The 20,897-nt window shown below is 37.6% G+C and carries 20 protein-coding genes and 1 pseudogene; 2 read left to right on the top strand and 19 right to left on the bottom strand.

The window, feature by feature from the left end; translation table 11 throughout:
• Window positions 1–124: 124 nt before the first annotated feature.
• Both VB740_RS08120 and VB740_RS08115 read left to right on the top strand, forming a co-directional pair.
• Window positions 125–394, top strand: coding sequence for a DUF2171 domain-containing protein (locus tag VB740_RS08120; RefSeq protein WP_323199534.1), 270 nt, complete (start codon window positions 125–127; stop codon window positions 392–394).
• A 117-nt stretch (window positions 395–511) separates the two neighbouring features.
• Entirely contained in the window at window positions 512–1,294 is a 783-nt protein-coding gene (locus VB740_RS08115; protein WP_323199533.1) for a hypothetical protein, read from the top strand.
• A gap of 89 nt (window positions 1,295–1,383) precedes the next feature.
• Here VB740_RS08115 and VB740_RS08110 read toward each other — a convergent pair whose 3' ends face one another.
• From VB740_RS08110 to VB740_RS08020, 19 genes and pseudogenes are all read right to left on the bottom strand, one after another.
• Window positions 1,384–1,788, bottom strand: coding sequence for a response regulator (locus VB740_RS08110; protein WP_323199532.1), 405 nt, complete (start codon window positions 1,786–1,788; stop codon window positions 1,384–1,386).
• Window positions 1,789–2,579: 791 nt separating this feature from the next.
• The gene (locus VB740_RS08105) at window positions 2,580–2,792 is read right to left on the bottom strand and encodes a hypothetical protein (protein ID WP_323199531.1); all 213 of its coding nucleotides are present in this window, start codon (window positions 2,790–2,792) and stop codon (window positions 2,580–2,582) included.
• Between the two features lie 211 nt (window positions 2,793–3,003).
• Window positions 3,004–3,432 carry a hypothetical protein gene (locus VB740_RS08100; protein ID WP_323199530.1) on the bottom strand — a complete coding sequence of 143 codons (429 nt, stop codon included), beginning with the start codon at window positions 3,430–3,432 and terminating at the stop codon, window positions 3,004–3,006.
• Window positions 3,433–3,479: 47 nt separating this feature from the next.
• Window positions 3,480–5,297, bottom strand: coding sequence for a hypothetical protein (locus tag VB740_RS08095; protein ID WP_323199529.1), 1,818 nt, complete (start codon window positions 5,295–5,297; stop codon window positions 3,480–3,482).
• Between the two features lie 15 nt (window positions 5,298–5,312).
• Window positions 5,313–6,911 carry a phage tail protein gene (locus VB740_RS08090; protein ID WP_323199528.1) on the bottom strand — a complete coding sequence of 533 codons (1,599 nt, stop codon included), beginning with the start codon at window positions 6,909–6,911 and terminating at the stop codon, window positions 5,313–5,315.
• Window positions 6,892–7,839, bottom strand: a complete 948-nt coding sequence (locus tag VB740_RS08085) for a baseplate protein J (protein WP_323199527.1) — start codon at window positions 7,837–7,839, stop codon at window positions 6,892–6,894. Before VB740_RS08085 ends, VB740_RS08090 begins: the two co-directional genes overlap by 20 nt.
• 86 nt (window positions 7,840–7,925) lie before the next feature.
• Entirely contained in the window at window positions 7,926–8,288 is a 363-nt protein-coding gene (locus tag VB740_RS08080) for a four helix bundle protein (protein ID WP_323199526.1), read from the bottom strand.
• A gap of 129 nt (window positions 8,289–8,417) precedes the next feature.
• On the bottom strand, window positions 8,418–11,957 hold the full coding sequence (locus tag VB740_RS08075) for a baseplate J/gp47 family protein (protein WP_323199525.1): 3,540 nt from the start codon (window positions 11,955–11,957) through the stop codon (window positions 8,418–8,420).
• 6 nt (window positions 11,958–11,963) lie between these two features.
• The gene (locus tag VB740_RS08070) at window positions 11,964–12,350 is read right to left on the bottom strand and encodes a GPW/gp25 family protein (RefSeq protein ID WP_323199524.1); all 387 of its coding nucleotides are present in this window, start codon (window positions 12,348–12,350) and stop codon (window positions 11,964–11,966) included.
• On the bottom strand, window positions 12,350–13,057 hold the full coding sequence (locus VB740_RS08065; RefSeq protein WP_323199523.1) for a phage baseplate assembly protein V: 708 nt from the start codon (window positions 13,055–13,057) through the stop codon (window positions 12,350–12,352). Before VB740_RS08065 ends, VB740_RS08070 begins: the two co-directional genes overlap by 1 nt.
• The gene (locus VB740_RS08060) at window positions 13,054–14,124 is read right to left on the bottom strand and encodes a hypothetical protein (protein WP_323199522.1); all 1,071 of its coding nucleotides are present in this window, start codon (window positions 14,122–14,124) and stop codon (window positions 13,054–13,056) included. The genes VB740_RS08065 and VB740_RS08060 overlap by 4 nt, the downstream gene beginning before the upstream one ends.
• Before the next feature lie 3 nt (window positions 14,125–14,127).
• Window positions 14,128–14,790, bottom strand: a complete 663-nt coding sequence (locus VB740_RS08055) for a LysM peptidoglycan-binding domain-containing protein (RefSeq protein WP_323199521.1) — start codon at window positions 14,788–14,790, stop codon at window positions 14,128–14,130.
• A complete protein-coding gene (locus VB740_RS08050) occupies window positions 14,781–16,349 on the bottom strand; it encodes a hypothetical protein (RefSeq protein WP_323199520.1) in 1,569 nt (522 codons plus the stop codon). The genes VB740_RS08055 and VB740_RS08050 overlap by 10 nt, the downstream gene beginning before the upstream one ends.
• 81 nt (window positions 16,350–16,430) lie before the next feature.
• Window positions 16,431–16,913, bottom strand: a complete 483-nt coding sequence (locus VB740_RS08045; RefSeq protein WP_323199519.1) for a phage tail protein — start codon at window positions 16,911–16,913, stop codon at window positions 16,431–16,433.
• A gap of 9 nt (window positions 16,914–16,922) precedes the next feature.
• Window positions 16,923–17,057: pseudogene (locus tag VB740_RS08040) on the bottom strand (DUF6760 family protein); the annotation flags it as partial.
• 17 nt (window positions 17,058–17,074) lie between these two features.
• The gene (locus tag VB740_RS08035; RefSeq protein ID WP_323199518.1) at window positions 17,075–17,437 is read right to left on the bottom strand and encodes a phage tail assembly protein; all 363 of its coding nucleotides are present in this window, start codon (window positions 17,435–17,437) and stop codon (window positions 17,075–17,077) included.
• A 20-nt stretch (window positions 17,438–17,457) separates the two neighbouring features.
• A complete protein-coding gene (locus VB740_RS08030; RefSeq protein WP_323199517.1) occupies window positions 17,458–17,898 on the bottom strand; it encodes a phage tail protein in 441 nt (146 codons plus the stop codon).
• Between the two features lie 233 nt (window positions 17,899–18,131).
• The gene (locus VB740_RS08025; protein WP_323199516.1) at window positions 18,132–19,232 is read right to left on the bottom strand and encodes a phage tail sheath family protein; all 1,101 of its coding nucleotides are present in this window, start codon (window positions 19,230–19,232) and stop codon (window positions 18,132–18,134) included.
• Window positions 19,233–19,364: 132 nt separating this feature from the next.
• Window positions 19,365–20,810, bottom strand: a complete 1,446-nt coding sequence (locus tag VB740_RS08020) for a phage tail sheath family protein (RefSeq protein ID WP_416289455.1) — start codon at window positions 20,808–20,810, stop codon at window positions 19,365–19,367.
• Window positions 20,811–20,897: the final 87 nt, after the last annotated feature.

Raw genomic sequence — 20,897 nt, 5'->3', positions numbered from 1 at the left:
AGCATATCATCAAGAAGGCAGCGTATCCTCTAGTGTAATTGCATAAAAACCTATCTTCTTACAAACAAAACTACTCAGTAGGATTTAGGTCTGACTTTTTACCAATTCAATCAAGAGGTACAAAATGGACGTATCACAGATTAAAGAACCTCTGCCAGTTTATGCAGAAGGCCCGGGCGGTTTATCAGGAGCATCTGACACACATATTGGGAATATAGACTCCGTAGAGGGAGACAAGTACATCAAATTGACGAAGAATAATGCTCCTGATGGACAACACCACTGGTTTCCTATTGACTGGGTAAGGGCAGTAGATGAACGAGCCGTTTATCTAAAAAAAACGGTGGATGAAGTGATACAAGAATTGCTCAATGAGCAGCCTGCTGGTGTTTAAAGTTGTTAGTTGTTTTATTAAGTAGACAGCGCTGCATCATCTTCTACAAAGGCAGCGCTTGCCTATCTAGCATCCAGAATCAGTGTCTTCTGTCCCTTATCCCATCAGCGAACCTAAATGGCTAATAAAGAGCTAGAAACGCTCAAAAAACTAGCTTTTAATCAATCTGAGCGCAGTTCAGAACAGCCCTTATCACCACCAGGCTCCAACGCTAGCTTACCCAAAGAAAAGCCTAAGCGAAATATGAACTGGTGGTTTTTAAAGATAGCGTCTATTACAGGATTATTGTATTTACTCTTTATCGTACTTACTCCTACCCCACCTCCTCAAGGAAACCGTAGAATCGGAAATACGGAAATTATTATATTTAGTTTGATTTTGCTGTTTAACTCAGGTTTGCTAGATAGCATAGATGATATCTCAATTTCAGGTACGGGAATTGCGCTAAGGAGACTCAAGCAAGAGGTTTGGGATGATATCAATAAGTTGCAAGATGAGCAAATCGCCGACCTGAATATACAACAGAAGCGGATTGACTCTCTTCAGGAACAACAATCAGCAACATTGCAATTTCTAGTTAGATATCTGATTGATGGCAATGAACTTAGGCATCTAATTAAGCTTAATTCCCAAGAAGAATTTAACTTTAAATTTGATGATGATTTGGCAAGGGAACTGAAGCATCTCCGAGCTATGGGATTTATTAATAATTTTGTAGGCAAAGGAATTGAAAAAGTTCAACAAGAGGGAGAAGGAGATTTAAAAAACTACTTTCAAATTACAGAAGAAGGTAAATCGTATTTAGCTTTGAGAAAAACCTTAGGAATCAATGAAATTCCTGGACTAGGTGAAGATGGGCGATGGCATCGAGATATTAGGGATTCAGCAAAAAGTTTGTAACTGGCACTCTTACGATGCAGTGCTCAAGTAGCAAGGTAGTCTGACTTTTAAGGTAAGTGAGGAATTAATTGAACAATAGCACTTCATAATTACCAATTACAAGAACCAGCCAAACTAGCCACTATCTCAACTAGTTCTTCTGGATCAATAGGTTTAGATACATGAGTGTCAAAGCCACCTTCTAAGGCACGGATACGATCCTCGCTATCAGCAAAGGCTGTTAAAGCAATAGCTGGGACTCGTCCACCGTTCTTTGGTTTGAGCGCACGAATTTTGCGGATGAGAGTGTAGCCATCCTCCCCAGGCAACCCGATATCAGAAATTAAAATATCGGGTTGCAATTCGGATAATACTTTGCGTGCCGCATCTGCTGATATCACTGCTATAACTTTCGCTCCATCCATTTCCAATACAGTACTGATGAAGAAGCGTGTATCATCATCATCTTCAACTACCAGAATATCTAAACCAGCAAGAGTTCCAGAAGGTTCCATAAATTATATTTTATTACAACTTTCTGTGACTTTTACCTGCGAATGAAAAATCAAGGCTTGAGAAACCCTCAAAATAACCTTTTTCAAATGCCGTGAAAAGTCAGAACTATATAATCAAGGTAAAACAAACAGAAAACAAATTTTAATCAATGTTAACAATTTACTTGTATATAAATGTACATCTAATTTATAATTAAAAATCCTCCAAATGGTAGGTATAATTTATTTAATTTATCTTTTTTTAAAAGTGCTACTATAAATAAAGCTAGTTGTAGCTTATTCATTTTAATTACAATCATGAATTTAGTGTAAAAGATATTGATTTTTAAATAAAATTAAATCCTGGTTTTGTATTCTGTAAGAAAGCATTTAATTCTGAAGAAAGAAAGCTTTGTTTATGGATGAATTGTCCAATAAGAAATTAAGCTAAAACTTTGTTTTATAGTTGCTTATTAAACTATTAGTAACTATTTAAATAATTGATGTAATCGCAGTACTTTATGATTTACAAGTTCATAAACACGTCAAAGTTAAGGAGGGAATTCCTCGCTTAAAAGCATGGTTTCAAAGACATGGTAACTAAATTTTTAAATGAAGTGGTGTAGCAATATATGCGCCTAAACACAACGCTAGTTGCTTCTCCTGCCACAGACGCTGCGCGTAGCTTGCTTCCCCGGAGAGATACAAGTCGGCAGAGCCACCCAACGCACTGGCTTGCCTACAGTAATTTTGTTTTTAATTTATAAATAGCTTCTTAGTATAAGCAATTATGTAAAGTTTTATATTAACATTCAAAACTTCTGTTCTTGCACGTAATTATTGTTTTGATTTTCATCTTGCTCCGTGGATGATGTGATCTCTTCCAAAATTTGAATTGCTCCACTAATTCGCAGTAAGGTATCGCGCAGATTTGCTTGTTTCGCCTCTAAATCTGCCATGACTTTTTGTCCTGATACTAATTCAGCTTTAAGTTCAGCAAGGCGCTTTTCCAGTTGTTCTTTCATTATTCAATAATTTGTTTTTTATCACTCTCGAAAAAAAAATTAAGCTATGGGAATCATATTTGATTGCTTAAAAAAATTCAGTATAGCTTAAAGAGGCTTCTTGACTGTTGCCTTATTTTGTAACAGTAACAAAAATTTCTAATCAAAAAGTGGAAAGTAAAGACTCGAAAGGCTTTCAGCGATTGAGTTCTCCCAAACTAACAAAATAGGGTTATGTCCCTTTAACTTTTAGATTCAGAGAAATAAATGTACCAGTACCGGAATATTGGGGGGTAGCATCGGGAATGGGACTGGGTGCAGAGGGTTGTTGTGCGGGAACCATTACTTGAAATTTGGCTTTAAATGATGAACCTTTGAGCAGTACTGCTTTACCGCCAGATTTAGTCTTTTTGGCTTTTTGGTTGCCAGCAAGGGATTCAATGGAGAGTATCCCCACTCCAGGAATACTATATTGAGGGGTCATATAACTACAACCAGGGACGATAACTTTTTTCTCATCGCCATCTACACAGACTAATTTCTGGTTAATTTTATCCTTGCCTGTGCCAATTAGATCCCCTGGGCGCACAGTAACAATGGCTTGTCCAAAAGTCGGGTTAAACATGGCTTTATCGCCAGTGATGAGAATGAAGTCAGCCATAGAGTCATATTGAGTTGCAAATATATTTTATAAGCTTGGCGATCGCACTAACTAGGAGAACCAATACATCTTGCTTTGGCGACTACACCAGCACCTGCACTTCCCTGATTTCCACCAAGATACCAATATCCGTCACTTTTTATATAAGTAAAAACTTGTTCGCCGCCACCAGCAAATTTACCTTGCACATAAGTCAGAAATGCTACGCATTTGCTACTATGTCCCATCTTGACTTCAGGTTGACCGTTGTTCCATACATATTCGTCAGAGTACCATATCTTTCCCTGTATTTCTCCACTAGGAGTAATGGTTACTGCTTCTACAAGGGTTTTTTGTGTATTACCTTTCATTTGCGTTCTAATTCTCAAACCAATATCTCGATTGGATGAGTCGTCTCGTGCTTGAAGAAAAGCAATATTCTGTTGTCCATATTCCTTGAGTTGAACATGTCCTGATAGGTCAATATTCGTTGTACTGCCAACAGATACACCTACTGATAAAGAACCAGTTACAGTTAAATTTCCACCAAAAGAAGAATTTCCTGTTCCTTTGACTGTTAACCCACCATCTACGGCAGTGCTTAACAACATTCTTTCAATATTTTGATTATCTCGCCAAGAATGATTACCGTTAGCTGTATAGAATAAAGTAGAACCATTAACACCAAGTCCGTATCCACTCCAAAATTGTAATTTCAGTTGGTTTGTAGTTCCAGTATCTGAAAAAACAATTTGTTGACTGCCATCAAGACTAATTTTACCTTCCTGAACAGTTAGACTACCTTTAAGGAACTGATTACCTTGCACATTTAATTTGTAGTCACCTGGATTATTGATGCCAATGGCAACATTCCCAGTATTATTGATATAAAAAGCTGTACTTTTAGAGTTATTACTTCCTACTCGGATATTTAATCCGTTATAGACATTCCACTTGGTTCCATCCCACGCTCCTTCATTATCTATGTTGGACAGGTTATTATACAGTACGTGGTTATAGTCTCCTATTGCAGCAAGAAATAATGCACCACGCTTACTACTGTCTGCTGCAAGAGATAAATTTTTACCTGTAATATTACCATTAACAGTTAAATCGCCAACAATTGTTCCAGAGGTGATTTTATTTGCTGATAAATTAGGGATTCTGTCAACATTTAATATTCCAGAAGTGATTTTGTCAGCCGATAAATTAGGAATTCTGTCAATGCTTAATATTCCGGAAGCAATATTTTTTGTATCTATTGTTCCTGAGATTGTCCCAGCTACTGTTAAATCCCCATCAATTTTTAAGCTACCTGTCAAAACTGCTAAGTTTGGAGTGGCATTTCCTCCAGAGCGAAGAGTTAAAGCTTTACTATTAGAATTTGGTAAGGATAAACCAGAATATTCCCGAACGTTAGCATCAAGAGTAATAGTATTTTGAACTATTGTCAGTTTTGCCAGATAAACGCTATTTTCAGGAAGTGTAGTCGCAAATCCCAAAATAGGCTTTTCAATCCAACGAGTATAGCTATCTGGTACATCTTTTTGCTGTTGAACTTGTTTTTCTTGAGCATATTGGATGTAGAGTACACCGTCGGTAAGATTTTTGAAGTCTGAAAATGTAATATTTTCTTTTAAAATAATTAAATCGCCGCTACTATTGATAGCCGATCCAGATTTAATTTGAACAGATTTTGCATCGTGAATTACTGTAACTTCCAGCCCTTCCATAATCCCTGAAATATGGAGGCTTTGATTATGGTAGCGTTGGCGATCGCTCAAATATTTATGTTGAAGTTCAAAGTCATCTTCTAGGAGATATTGTCCTGGAAAATAGTTAGGTCGCTCGGCTGCAAAGTTAGTAAAATCATTAGTTTTAGCCATTTAATCTCCTTAAAATTAACTCAATGTTTGACTAGTAGTGCCAAGAATAGTATTACCCTCAACAATTTTTCCTTGCTCATTTTTACGGCAAATTTGTAAAATATCATTGATAGATACAGGTGCTAAAATAATCTCTTCTTCTCGTAATTTATAAGTAGATAACTGCTGATTGATATTTAATGATACTTGAACAATCACTTTGCCGACTATCTCAACATTGTTGAGATTTTTGATTGTCACTGTTAACTGATCTATTGTTTGCATAAATTGTTGGTAGTAGAGGGTGCGCTTAATTATAATTCTATTATCTTCAAGGATAGTTTCTGGCGTAAATAAATGATATTCAGATAAATTGTCTTGCAGCCGAACTGTAATTTTATTGAGCAAATCTAGGGTAATTAAATTAGGTTGGGTAATTTCAACGATCGCGGCAAGTTCCAACTTTTCAATAATCGCCGTTCTATCAGGTTGTAATTCTTGAATTTTAGGTGGATCAAACATAAAAAAGCTATAGGGTTTAGTCCATATAGATTCTGTCAGCTTCATTCCCGATTGTTGTGGTTGACTATCTTGTTTAAAAATTGTATTTCCTGCAATCATTTCTTTTTTCCCATTTTCACTACAAATTTTGAGGACTGGTGATAAATTTAAAGGTTGCACTAGGAGCGTATTGTTATATTCAATTTCATTGATTGAAAAATACAGTTTGATAGTTAAATTCCCAACAAAATGTTTATCAGTTAGGTTTGATAGTGTAACATTAAAACCTGCTAAGTTTTCTTGTAAATGCTGATAATTTAGATTCTGCTTAATTGAAAAAGATTGATTTTTTATAATTGTTTCAGGTGAATAAGGGGTAATTAATTTCGAGTTTCCTTGGATTTTGATAACTAGCTGTTTCGCTAATTGATTAATTGGAATAATATTAATTTTGTTGGGAGTAATTGTGACTTCTATGGCAAATTTTTGATTTTTTGGAGGAGCAAATAATTTGCAAGTATAAGCAACATGCGATCGCTTCGTTAGCTGCATCGTTGGCACAAGAATTTTAAGGGTATAAAATGTCTGTGCTGGCTTTTCTCTATCGATAATTGCTTTAGCAATTTTAGCCTGTCGCCAATACTTATCAGGATCGCGGTCTTTGAGAGTTAGCTGAACTTGAAAATAATTAGGAAAATTATCAAATTGATCGAATACCTCAACTTTTTCTCCAAATCCTGAATTTTTTAAATAAATACTCAAAATTTCGATTAATCCTGCTTTTGTCCCCCGTAAACCGTATAGGCGAACAATTTGTTTAATAAATACTTTTTTTACCTCTACTTCCCAATCGTCCCGTAAACTCAAGGCTACCCAACCCGATAACCAAGGTAAAAAGTCCTTTGGAGTATATTGAGGATTAAAATAAACATGAATATTATCAATAATTTCTTCTAACCCTGGTGGCTCTTCAGTCTTGGCTGTAATAATTTGCTCTTTACTTGGAGTTTCACTTAATCCACTGAGGATTTTTTCAAATGACAGCAAAAATTGAGCAATAAAAACATCTTTTTGGAGAATTGCTGGTAAATATTGATGATAGGTACTAACTGATTCAGATTTTTTTACGTTCATTACCAACTTCTACCAATATTGTAAATTTGCTATCTTTGAGATTGATTTTAACTAATTGATTATCTGCTAAATTTATTTCAGGTTTAGAGTTATTATTTTTATCTTTAATTTGCAGATTTTCAACATAGTCTACTCCTTCCAAATCATCTAATAATTTATATAATTCTGATAGATAGACACTCCGACCAAAAGGCCATCCTTTTCCCTGCCAATATTTTTGCGATCGCAGGGGTTCAAAAAACATCTTGACTTCCTTTTCTGCCTGTTTTTTAACTACTTCTGCTTGTGCGCCATCTTGAAGCACTAATTCTGCTTCTATAGCTATGGATACATACTCAGGTTCTAAGATATGCAAGCGAGTAGTTAAAAGTCTGCGATCATCAAGAAATTTAAATAAGAGTTCATATTTATTTACTTGATTTATTTCACTATCTTCAGGAACAACTACTAAACTAATATGTCCTTTAGCAAAATTATCAGATGTTGACTCTAAATTACGTTGTGCTAAACATTTAACTCTGGCAATTTTTAAGTTATCAGCATTTTCTGATTGATTCCAATCGATAAGTACCAATTTCTCAAAATCTTCTGGAGTGACGGCACGATAAATTTTGCGTACTTCTAATAAAGTCTTTTGAATTTCTGATTGTAAAATGCTTTGTCGTTCCTGGCTAGAAATATTAATGGGTAAATTCCATTCTTCTCCTTTCAGCAAACTCAAAAAGCTAGCATAATTCTCATCAGGAATTTGATTAACTCGGTAGAGAACCATTTCTGTTAACCATGCCAATAATTCAATCAGAATAATTCCCGTATCTGTAGGATTATGATCTGTCCATTCTGGGTATTCAAGCGGAATCTGAGAAATTGCCTCTTCTAGTAAGTTGGCATAGCTGCGATCGTCGAGATTGGGTAAGGGTAAAGTCATAGTTAAGGAGGGAGTGGGGAGTAGGGAGGAAGAGGCAATAGGCAATAGGCAATAGGCAAGAGGGAGTAGGGGATAGGGAATGGTTTTTAAGTATTTAAATTTTTGAGAAGGGAAATAATCATTTTAGTTTCCTCTTGGAGATATTGGAGAATTAATTCTATATCTTTTATAGTGCATAATCCTACTCTGGAAGATAGAAGAAGATGAGTTTGTAATTCATTAATTGAGCCTTGGCTGATGTTTAAAAATCTCGCATAGTCGCCAGGTGATCTTCTGCCATAGCCTTCCGCAATATTGGCTGGAATAGAAACAGATGATCTTCTTATTTGTTGAATCATTCCGAAAAGTTCATCTCTAGGGAAATTTTTAGTTAATAAATAACATTTCTCAGCAATTTCCATACCTTTTTGCCAAATTATTAAGTCTTTAAAATCCCGAATCCCTGACATTTTTCACTCCTTATATTCACCAACCTATTACTTATTGCCTCTCCCCTCTTCCCTATTGCCTATTGCCTCTTCCCTCTTACCTCTTCCCTCTTCCCTATCCCCTCTTCCCTATTGCCTATTGCCTCTTCCCTATTGCCTATTGCCCTCTACCTTAACGTTGTGATTGCCAGAATAAATTAAAGAATCAGCACTTAGTAATGACTTGCTTTCTGTTGCAGGTAATTCCACTTCTAGGGAATTAACATGATCTACTCCCGCAATGGATTGAATAATGGCGTAAAAATCCGATTTTTGCGGGTAGCGTCCAAATTGCCAGCCCTCCCCTGTTCCGCCAGTTAAGGGATGGAGGAAGGCTTCTAAGTGTTGTTTAACGCTGTTTCTCACCATGTCTGCGTCTTCGAGCAACACAGGAGTGATAGTTGTAATTACGGTGACTTCTCGCCATTTGGGGGCTGTAACCACTAAATCTACTGTCCCCGCACAACGGGAACGAATATAGGTTTCGACTCGCTCTAGTAAAGCTAAACTAGGGGTTGGTTGGCGATCGCTACTATAGGGTAGAACGATCAGCTTAACTTGTCCTGCACGGCGGTTAATTTCCCGCATCATTTTTTCAAAGTTATCTGCTTCGGTAGCATTAATTGTCTGCAACTTTTCCCGGAGACTATCTTCAAATAGCACATTTGGTTTAGTCGGATCGAGCCAAAGTTTTTCATTCAAAGGGCTAAAATCAGCCGTCAGCAAATCTGGGGTAACTACTTTGACTCTAGCCACATCTGTAGAAGCTTCGTAAGCTAAATCTGCTATATCCTCAAGAGTGACAGCGCGATCGCGGTGACGTAGTTGCTTTGGTACTCGTTCTTTCAGGCGATCTAAAGTTTCCTGTTGCGCCCCACCTGCTGCTGCTTCCAAGTTAATTACCCGATCGATGTAGGGAATGGTAGTTTTCAGTTGGCTAATGGTTTGTGCAGTGACGTTCCCCTGTTTACCTCCTCCAGTCTGATAAAAAGACAGTCGAATATTATTGCGTCCTCTGGGGGGAATCATCCCGGCTTGGGCGTTTCCAAAGCGAATTTCGCCTGTTTGTCGATCCAAAGTGTAATGGCGATCGCTCGCATTAGAACCGTAAAAATCTGCTACTTCCTGCCAAAGTACCCAAACTTCTTCAATTTCTCCCAAATTATCTTTAATTACCTTGATACGATGAGATTCTACGTTGAGGGAAATTTCTCCTTCTTGAATTTCTAACTGCTGTCCCATCAAAATGGGAATATTATTGGCAATAAAAACCTGATTTGGCTCATAGTTACTTGAACCTAATACTTCTTCTCGGAGACTAATTGCCTGAACTGCCCAAGTGGTATTAGTTAACAAACGACGTAAACGAGGTTTAACCCGAAAATTACCTGATACCCAACGAACTCGCAACCAATATAGTTTTTTGCCAAAGTTTTCTTTTGGGCTAAAATCTGCGGGAGCAATAAATCTAATTAAACCTGGTTGGGAAAATGCTTGAGTTTCATCCTCTACTCCCAATGGTTGCCAACCCGTAATACTAGAAGATTCCCAAATTAATTGGGGTTGCTGGGAGCGAATCACTGGGGTATTTTGATGATAATCTTGTTGGAGAGCTTGATTGATGGTAACTAGATTTTTACTAATATTACTAATAGTATAATTATCGTATTGTTTGGTATTTATCGGGTTTTGAATTTGTAGGTGATCGCCTTTTTGCCAACCAGTTACATCTGCAATTTGCAGTATTTTATCTCCGGCATTTCCTGTTGATATCAGGACAGTTGCTACTATTATATCGGCTGATAATTCATTTGGTAATGGAGCTTCAAACTGTGCATAAAGAGTAACTGTTTTATTATCAAATGATTTATCAAATCCTAGATAGAGGGTTGGTTCTCGATCTATGGTAGGTGTAAAGGGCTGAAAATAACTTAAATTTTCTGGATAAGAATAGGTAAAATCATTCTCAGCAAAATAAATAGCTTTTTCTGTCAGAGTAAATTCGTAGGTTAATTTTAATGACTTAATCAGAGGTGGATCGTAAGTTGGAGGAATCGTCTCCGTAATAATTAACTTACGCATAATCCGCGTTCCAACCCCTAAATTGGTGTTCAAAACTCCGGTTTCTAGCTTCAGCCTATTATTCTCTTTAATGATTTCTGTAATTTTATTTTCTTCTGGAAATCCTCCAGTATAAGGAAGAATACGAATTGTATCGCCAGTTTTAAATAAATCTAAAGTATCAACTTCAATTTGGTTGTCACCTTGTTTGAATTCCTTTCTTAAAACTGCCAAGTCATCATAAACAGGATACGTGCGCTCATCTGCGGCTTTACCATAATGACCTTGAGTAATCCGAGCGCGAATCCAATAACGAGTTTCTCCATTTACAGTGCTAGGAGAAGGTATATTTTCTGCGTTGGGAAATTGTAACTTCGCCTGGATAGTATCTTTTTCAGTAAACTGAATCGTTGATGATTTCTCTATCCATCTTAGTTGATTATTTTTATCTCCTATTTCTTGCCATACTTGACCGTTACCAATTTCCCAAACAATTTTTAAATTATTTATATTTACAGGTTTATGAGTTAAATTTATATCAATACTAATAGTTACATTTGGTTTAATAAATGTATCGTGCAAAGCGATATAAAATGTATCATTAAGTTCTGGCTGTTCGCCAAAAGGATAAAAATCTTTGGTGAGGTCTAAAGGAGTAGTATTAAATAAACAAATTTCAGGGATTAAGTTAGATTGCTTGATATTGATACTACCTTGAATATTGGTAATTTGAGGTAAATTACCAATTAGAGAAGATATATTATTTAAATTGGCTTGCAACCATCTCGCCGTTTTTCCCTGAAGCTCATAAGGAGCCGGAATGGGTAAATTGGCAAAAGTAAAAGTAATAGTTGATTGATTATTGTTCTGACTTTGGCTAGGAGTTTGAATGGTTTGCCATTGAGAACCATCCCAATAAGACCAATTAAGCGGTGAAGTTTGTAATTGATTGACACTTTCAACCGTATTATTAGTAGTAATAATTAGTTGTAGTTCCTTTAACTCTGGTAAAGCAAAAATTTCGGGACAAGTTATATAAAGAGAATGGGTAATAGAGCGATCGCCTTCCAAAGCTAAGAAAGCTCCGTCTTGTTGTCCTGTTGCTGTCAAAGTGCGCTCCTCGGAAAGCATCTCAGAGAGATCGCTATACTTATCCTGATTGGGTTCGCGCAGAAATACTGCTTGTAATTGAGTTGTTGTGACAACTAATTCTCGATCTGTTTCAAACACGATTTCTTCGTCTGCACCCTCTGCTGGCGGTGCCGAAACTTGAGTATGAGCAGGAACTAACCCATCTGTGGGGCTTCCTTGTGCCAAATAAAAGGTTAAAGGAACTTTAGCAGGTTGGGGAGGTTTGAGTTCTCCGCCAATTAAATCAAGGAAAGCCAGAAAATTTTTCTCTGGAACTTGGTTGATGCGATCGCTGACTAATTTTACCATCCGCCCAAAGATGCGAATTAATGCCCCACCAGCATCAGTTTTATCTCCAGGTGCAGCTTTCCAGCCGGTAGATTGCTCTACTAACTTCTCGGTTTGCTGAACAATTTCCTCATAGGTACGCTGGTCAATTTGGGGAGGTAAAGAAGGCATATACAATTACTGCAAATAAAAAGGATAAACTAAATTAAAAATATTATTTGTTGTGCGAACTTGATAATTTATTTGAATTAAAATTACATTTGGTTGGTTAGAATCAGGAATTGTATCCACATCTAAAACATCAATGCGAGGTTCCCATTCAATTAAAGCATCTTTTACATCACTAACAATTTCTCCAACCGTTCCTAAACTATTAGGAGAAAAAACCTTTTCGTGAATATCACAGCCAAAATCAGGACGCATTATCCGTTCTCCTTTGGCAGTACTGAGAATCATCCAAATTGATTGACGCACAACATCTTCATAACGTGCCACCTGAATTTGAGAATTTTTATCAAGTTTGACAGGTAAAGCCCATCCTACACCTAAAAAATCAATCTCCATTACATCACCTCCAATGATCCATCATTGATTTTCACTCCGGCTGCACATTTAATCCCTAAGCCAGATTGCGCTTCCAATTCATATTTAGATTTAGCTTTAATTGTACAATTTGCACCAGCTTCTAATTGATAGTTTTGTTGAGTTCTTATTTGTAAGTTTTTACATTCAATCGAGATATCATCATCACTACTTTTTAAGCTAATTTTCCCTTTTGTTTCAATAGTCAAATCTTTCTCAACTTGAATATTCATTGTATTTTCTTTAGAATTAATTACAATTTTGTTTTTACCAGTCTTATCTTGAATAATAATCTGTTCGTTTTCTTCAGTATCATCTAAAACAATCATGTGACCGCTTCGAGATTTAATGACTCGTTGATTATTTTTCCCATCTTCATTTGCTATTGGTGGTTTATCTTTTCCATTCCACAAAGCACCAAGAATGTAAGGAAAATTAATATCACCTTGTTCAAAAGCAACCAAAACTTCATCATCAACTTCAGGCAAAAAATAAATACCACGGTCATTTCCTGCCATGAGAGTTACCACTCTAGCCCAGTAACTTTCTTCCTCTGAAGATAGCCAAGGAAATTTTACTTTGACTCTTCCTAATTTTTTTGGATCATTATTATTAGTAACTATACCAACAGTTACGCCGTAAAAACGATGATTTTGGTTGTTTGATAATAAAACATCTAGTCCGTTCATGTAGCATTTCTTCCTACAGTAAATAAAGTTTTATAACCGAGGTTTTTTGAACAACTATGTTCCGCACTTTTAATATAATAAAGTCCACTAAATCTTTTACCAAGCCCAAGAATTTCAATCACTTTCCCGGCACGTAAACAAGGATTACCTTGACAAGTTCCTTCACCAGTAATGTAGGCGATCGCCATATCTTGAAACTGTCCTAATGCCATGCTATCAGCTTCTTCTTTACTTGACACAGGTTGATTTACTATCGTATAGCTTGATTCACCAAAGGCTTTTTTGACTGTTTTTGTCCCAGAAGTTAAACCTCCCATTGTGCCACCTTCTTTCCCTACTTCTGCCTTACCTGATACTTCTTTTTTCTCCTTTTCTTGATAAATCCAACCTTTTACTTCTAACTGTTGTACCTGATTCATAGTACTTAAGCGTGGTAAAAATTCTTGTAAATCTTCTCCATAAGTTAGAGTCAAAACTTTATCTTTAGCATTCTGAGGGGGACGAAAATAGAGAGTTTTTTGCTCCACTGCAACTTCATAGCCAATGCGTTTAGCTCTCTCTTTTAAAAACTCCCAATCTGTTTGATTATGTTGCAAAATATATTCTAATTTCACTTTACTATCGGTCACTTCTGCTGTAAGTCCTCTAGTTCCAGCAATTTTGCTTGCAATTTCACTATCCTTAATACTTAGGAAAGATTTTGTGTGATTTCCTCGCAACAAACGATGGCGGAAATCATGACCACGTACCACTAATATAGGTGCTACATCCTGGGTATATTCTGGTTCTAATCCCGTAATTTCACCCACCATGAGAGTTTTGAGTTCTTGTTCATATCCCATCTGAATTTCTACTTTATTGCCAACTTCAAATACTTTGTCATCTACCCATGTCATTTCTTGTTTTAATAAGTCCCAAGTAACTAATCGCAGCTCGAACATACCAGGAGCTTCCAAATCCTCAGATACTAAAACTGATACCAAATCAGCTTCTATTTCTGTGGCTAAGGGTTTGTCTTGAACCAAAATTTTGACATTAGGATTTAATAAGGAAGCATCATTTGGCATAATTTAACTCCTCTGAGTCAGGCTAGTAATTCGCAAAGGAGGAATTGTCAGCACAGTTCCAGGATTTAACATCCGAGGATTGTTTAAGCGATTTTCTGCCGCAATTACACGCCATAAAGCCGGATCGCCATATTCTTCAGTGGCAATACTACTTAAAGTTTCTCCTCGTTTAACAATTCTCACAGGATCATCGATGAGATTAGCAATCTTTGCCTTTTTTTTCGGTTCTTTCCACTCCTTAAATTTACAGCTTAAGGTGGCTCTGACAGGTGTACCATCTTCGAGGAAATGAGTCAGTTTTTTGGTAACACTTTCTAAAAAACCATCAGGTAATAACAAGCTATCTTTACCGGATATAGTGCCCCAAATTAGTTGACAACGAGGGGGACGTTTGGGATTTTTGCCAATGCGAGGCTGAGTTAAACTAAAAATTTTGCGGGTATAGTTTTGGACATTTTCTGGAGGAAATCCTATCAGCGTGGTATCAAAAAACAACTCAAGACTGAGTTGAGTTAATTCTTTAGATGCAACTGGGCCATTATCTCCCATTGACCAGCCTGTTTTGACAATTTCCACTTGATTAGGGTTGAAAAGAACTTTAAATTTATCAGCAAAGTCTCCTGGGTTATTTTTTTCGGCTTTGATAGTTAATTTCTCTAATGCCATCGATTTTTTCCTCTGCGTTCACTTTCAATGACTAACCGCCGCATTAGTTTGCGTTCAACTTGATTAGCTATAGCATCAACGTCAATATTAGATTGAGTTGCTATTGGCGAAACCGAAGTTTCTATTGATGATACAGAACTGGTGAAAGTTCTAGGAGGCGATGAAGAATCCATATTTGATATTGAATTATGGTTCGATAGGTTCGATTGCTGACTATTACTCCTTGATGATGGGGTAGTTTTAGCTCCGGGTAAAGGCAAAGATTGAGGTTTTAAGGATGGGTTACTTACAGAAGTTACAGAGACAACGGGAAGGGAAGATATATTTTGCTTATGATTATTTTGATTAATTTGTGAAGTAGAAATAGTAAAAGGTTGTGTGTTGAGTGATGTTGCAGGTTGACTTTGATAAGTTGGGGAATTGATAGCAAATGATATTTCCTTCTTAGTCAAATCAACTTGAGGAGTTAGAGGTTGAGCAGTAACTATGGGAAGTTTTTTTGATTCGTGCTTGATTGAGCTTAAATTGCTTGTCTCATTATCTGCTTGCGTTTGTTGTTGACCAGCTAAGTTATTTAAATCATTAACAATAGGGAGAGATGGCTGGGATATTGCATAATTCTGAAGTTTTGCTTGAATAATAGGTAGTGTTGTATCAGGAAGACTGGTAAATTTTTGTGATAACAAAGTTTCTGCTGTTTTCGGCAATTGTTCAGCTATGGGTTGTGACAAAACTACGGGAATTTTCGATGAAAATATAGAGGTTTTATCTACAATCGGTTGAGATGGATGATTAAGATTTGATTCAGTGCTATTAAGCAAATATGTTTGTGAGCCTGTCAAATCCCCTAACGTCATTTCTGCTGTTTTTGGAAATTGTTCACCAATGGGTTGTGACAAAACTACGGGAATTTCTGATGAAAATATAGAGGTTTTATCTACAATCGGTTGAGATGGATGATTGAGATTTGATTCGGTGATATTAGGCAAAGATGTTTGTGAGCCTGTCAAATCACCTAACGTCATTTCTGCTGCTTTTGGAAATTGTTCACCAATGGGTTGTGACGAAACTACGGGAATTTCCGGTGAAGATATAGAGGTTTTATTAATTTGTGTTTTTAAAGCTAAAGATTGGGTTGTTTCATTCGCAAAATCAGAACTTGATAAATCTGTAATATTTTGGACAGGGTTAGTATTATTAGCTATTATGATTGGTAAAAATTGAGAAGAATCTAATTTTCTTTGAATTATATTAGCTGATGGCTCAACTTGAGAGACAGTTGGCAAATTATGTACTCTATTCTCTACTGCTTGTTCTTTTGCTAATGAAACAGGCTGTGCATAAACAATCGGCATAGACTCCGATGATAGGGTATTAGTATTACCCCAACGTTGCATTTGTTGATTCAAAAGAGGTAAACGATTTAAAAAGCGATCGCAACGATTAATAATACGCTGACCCATCGCCATTTTCATCATTCCCGGTTGACGTAGGGGACGATGCAGGCGATTTACCAACCCCTTATCAAGTGAATCTTGCCAATTAGATAAATTTGCCATGATGCAACATAAAACTCCTATGCGATTTTTACGAAGTTGAGTACAACTATAAGAACCTCCTTGCCTATTGCCACTGTATTCCTATAACTTAGAAATTCCTTGATGCACCAATTCAATTTTTTCTACAGCAATTTCGTCGCTACTAGCGTTAAAACTGGGCCCTTCCCACTTGACGGGATATGCTTTTTTAAACGTCCACCACATCACCGGAATTTGCTGATTATTAAGTAAGATAATCGTACCATTTAACTGCTGAATCCACCCTTGACTAGTTGCTTTATACCAAATATAAAACAAATCAATATTCACTAATCCTCGACTCAAAACCAAATTAGGATAAGTGGTATGTTTGGGAAATTGATGAATAAAATCGTTTAAGCCTCCTTCTTGATAAGATTCCAACTCAATTTCACTGCTTAAACCGCTAACTTCGCTAAAACCACCAATAACAACTCCTCCAATTTCCACAGCAAAGTTATAAGCCATATAAGGGTCATGTCCCAATAAACTGGCTGTTGAACCTGCGGCTAAAGCTGCATTAAGTGCGATAAATTTGGGATTCATTTTTTCTGCTCAATCGCTAAGTCGCTGATTAATTTGTGCTACCTGCGTCACCCACTGCTGACGTTCTCGGTGTTCCATTGTCATAATCTGTTCGTAAGACCAATGAAAATGGTAGGCAAGGTAAGCTACCTCCTCCAGCAGTCGTTCTGTGGGGTAGCAAACTACTCCCCCACGGGAATAGTTTCCACTTCAAACTCTCCGTCACAGTGGGGACATGCTACCCGCAGACGACTATGACCGTTTTGGTTAATCCTTTGATAAAAATCCTGTAAATAGACTAAATCTCCTGAAAATAAACCCTCAATTACTTTGGTATTAATTTGGTCTAATGTTCCTAGTTGAACTATCGTTCTTGCTAAGAGAATAATCACCAAATAACCAGGATTTTTCTGCACCCTTGGATCTCGGATGGGGGCAATTTCATCATAGGCAGTTGAAAGGCGCATAATGCCTTCACGGTGAGTATTACCTTCCGAGTCGAGATATCCTTGAGGCAAGATAAAAGGAAATTCAGTTTGCTGCATGATTTTGCTGAAAGGAAATATTAACCAATGGTGATACCTTCATGAACTAGTTCGAGAGTTTCTATTGCTACTTCGTCTGAGGTAGCATTAAAATCTGGAGCATTCCAAGTAGTAGGCCAGCTATTTTCTAAATTCCAGCGAATTTTTTCTTCTCCTTGATCATTAGCTAAAATAATCGACAGGTTGCGCCGATCTGTCTCGCCATTTTGTAACTTTTTGTGCCATTCCCACAGTTCTTTATTATCGCTAATCCCCCGTTTTAGGGTAATGTTGCCATAAGTATTAAGACCGGGAATTTGACGTTGGTTTAATGCTTTATCTGTTCCTTCTCGATAGGTTCCTGCGTTCCGAGTCGCAGTCAAACCGCTACATTCACGAAACCCAGCATGAACGATACCATCCCATTCCACCCAGAAATTATAACCACTGTATGGATCATGAGGATTAGAAATTGTTGGCATAATAGAACCTCCTACAATAAATTTGAATTAACAATTATCAGTTATATAGGAATCTGCTTTGATTTTTGAACAATAGGCAAGAAGGCAAGAAGGCTTTTTGAGTTGTATGGAGTTTTTTCATGCAATCAAATATGAGTCCTATATAATCTCCATTTAATTTTTGAAACACTCAACACATATCTACCTCCTTTTTCCACTTTTTTCTGTTGCCTATTGCCTATTGCCTATTGCCTTCATATCAATGTAATTCCGCTACTACTTTGAACAACTAAAAGTTGAATAAATTCCCCTGGAATGGTGGGGGCTAAACCAACTTCTGCCACTACTTGTCCCATTTCTCGATTTTCAAGGGGATTATTTTCGGCATCACATTTGACATAAAATGCCTCTTGGGGCAAAGCACCTTGGATAGCGCCTTGTCGCCATAAAGATTCACAATAAACGCTTAATTCCCTTTGTAGTCGGACCCATAAAGGAAAAGCATTGGGTTCAAACACTGTATCGGCTAAGTTGCGATTTACCCAGCGCCCAAATGTGAGAAATAAACGACGCACGTTGACATATTGCCATTCAGCTATCGGGCTGAGGGTACGCACTCCCCACACTCGCATACCTCGTCCTTGGAAGCTACGAATACAATTGACTCCCGCTTTGTTTTTTGGATTTAGCTGTTCTTGATCTGTGGGAGTTAGGGAAAAACTGAGATCCAATACCCCTGCAAGTGGAATATTAGCAGGTGCGCCATGTACCCCGACTGTGCGATCGCAACTTGCATATATTCCCGCAATATGACCACAGGGAGGAATAGGCTCGACGCGAAATTCTACTTTTAGCCAAGGTGCATATAATGCCCCGTTGTGGCTAGAAAGTTCCTGTAGCTGCCCATTTAGTTTTCCTACCTCATTCAAAGCATCAAGAATGGCAAAGCGATCGCCCATCTGTTCGCAATGTTTTAAAATAGCTTGCTGCATCTGCATAACTTCCGCATCTGAACCAAGCATGATGTCGGGAACACAAATCAAATCAACATTTTCTAAGACTTCGCTTGTCTCTAAACCTTGTTGAAGAGCCTCAAGAGTATTGTCAGCTAAGGCTATAACATAACAAAGACGACCTCCGTTTTCAAAAAATCCTTTGATTGCATCTGCTAAATACCCTTTAGCTTGACCAAAATACTGCTGAAAATGCGTCGCCAAGGTTAGCTTTTTCGGTTCTTTCACTTCCTCTGTAACCAGGCCAAAGAATACCGGAACACCTGTCAGTAACTCAGGTTCTGGAGTAGGAACGACATAGTTTAAAGAGATACCTGGTATTTTTGGCTCTAAAGTCGGCATTTGGGTATAGTTCGTAATTCGTAATTCGTAATTCGTAATTGAGTGGGGAAAAGACCACTTTCATACTTGTCGGTGAAACTTGTTTCCTTGAAATTACCTCTTACCTATTGCCTATTGCCTATTCCCTATTCCCTACGTTCCTGTCCCAGTCCACTGACTCAGGCGGAAAATCACGAATTCTGCCGGCTTCACCACTGCTAGGCCTATCTCTGTGACAACTTGACCCACATCACGCACTTCTGGGGGGTTGGTTTCGGCATCGCATTTCACATAAAAGGCTTCTTGGGGAGTTGTGCCAAATAATGCACCTTTGCGCCACTCTATCAATAAAAAAGCACTGATATTACGGCGGATTTTTGCCCAGAGTTCGGGGGTATTGGGTTCAAAAACTGTCCATTGAGTCCCTTTATCAATGGAGTCTCGCAAGTAACTAAAATGACGGCGAATATTGACGTATTTAAACTCTGCATTTGCATCTCCGCCCAAGGTACGCGCACCCCAAACGCGGATATTCCCGTTTAGCTTGCGAATAACGTTAATGCCATCGGGATTAAGCCCATCTTGTTTGGCTTTGCTGAGATTATATTTTAAATCTAAGGCTCCCAAAATAGTTTCATTGGCAGGGGCTTTGTGTACGCCCCTTTGCCCATCAACCCTTGCATAAACTCCCGCAATATGACCGCTTGGGGGAATATAAATATTGCTATTACTTGCAGGATCGAAAACTTGAATCCACGGGAAATACAAGGCTGCATAGGCAGAGTTGAAGGGTTTAAGGGTATTCACAACTCCTGTGCTGCTAAGGTCGATGGTATCTAGGCTATCGAGAATTGCAATGCGATCGCCCAGTTTTTCTGCATGATCTTTGATATCATCTCTGAGGGCTAAATTTCCTGGTGCAGCAATGATAGTGATTTCATCAATAGCTTCAAAAGCATCTAAAACACCAGCAAGCTTATTTTCTTCAGATATCCAAGTGACATAACAACGAGTTCCACCATTTCTGAAAAAACCATAAACTGCATGAGCTAAGGTGTTTTGTCCTTGGGTATCGCCAGTAGGCGGTAAAAAGTCACCAAAAAATTTCTTAAATTCACTAAAGTTTGTGATTAATTTAATTTCCCCTTCTTGAGCGATGTTAGGATCGCTGGGAATTACTGTTACAGGTAGTTGAACTTGGTAATATCCGGTAATTTTCTCCCCTGAAGGAATTGCATCTTTAAATTTTACGGTTGCAGATTTTTCGGCATCGTTATTAGTAATAGGGTTTGTATCATCTAAATTAACAGGACTGCCACCAGCGAAGAAGCCATAAGTCCCCACTGTGGTTACTAGTGGATAATCTCCTGATAATAAAGAATAGTTTTTTTGGTTTCCACCTTTACCTTCACCAATCTCAATTGGACTTGTAGAGCTACCCACAGACTTAAATGAGATGTTGTTAGTATTAGTTGATGACCAAGCATTGGCTTTAATCGTACCAATAAAAGCAGCAATACTAGTTCCAACTCCTACAATTGGGGCAGAACCGGAAGCTATTTCTTCGACGTAAACACCTGGAGAAAGATAGGTTGGCATTTCATTAGCTCCTTGATATAAGTAAGAAGGCAAATAGGGAATAGGGAATAGGCAATAGGCAATAGGCAATAGGCAATAGGCAATAGG

Origin of the sequence: Nostoc sp. UHCC 0251 (genome assembly GCF_034932245.1) — a bacterium.
Lineage (GTDB): Bacteria > Cyanobacteriota > Cyanobacteriia > Cyanobacteriales > Nostocaceae > Nostoc.
This window is presented reverse-complemented; position numbering and strand designations above follow the sequence as displayed.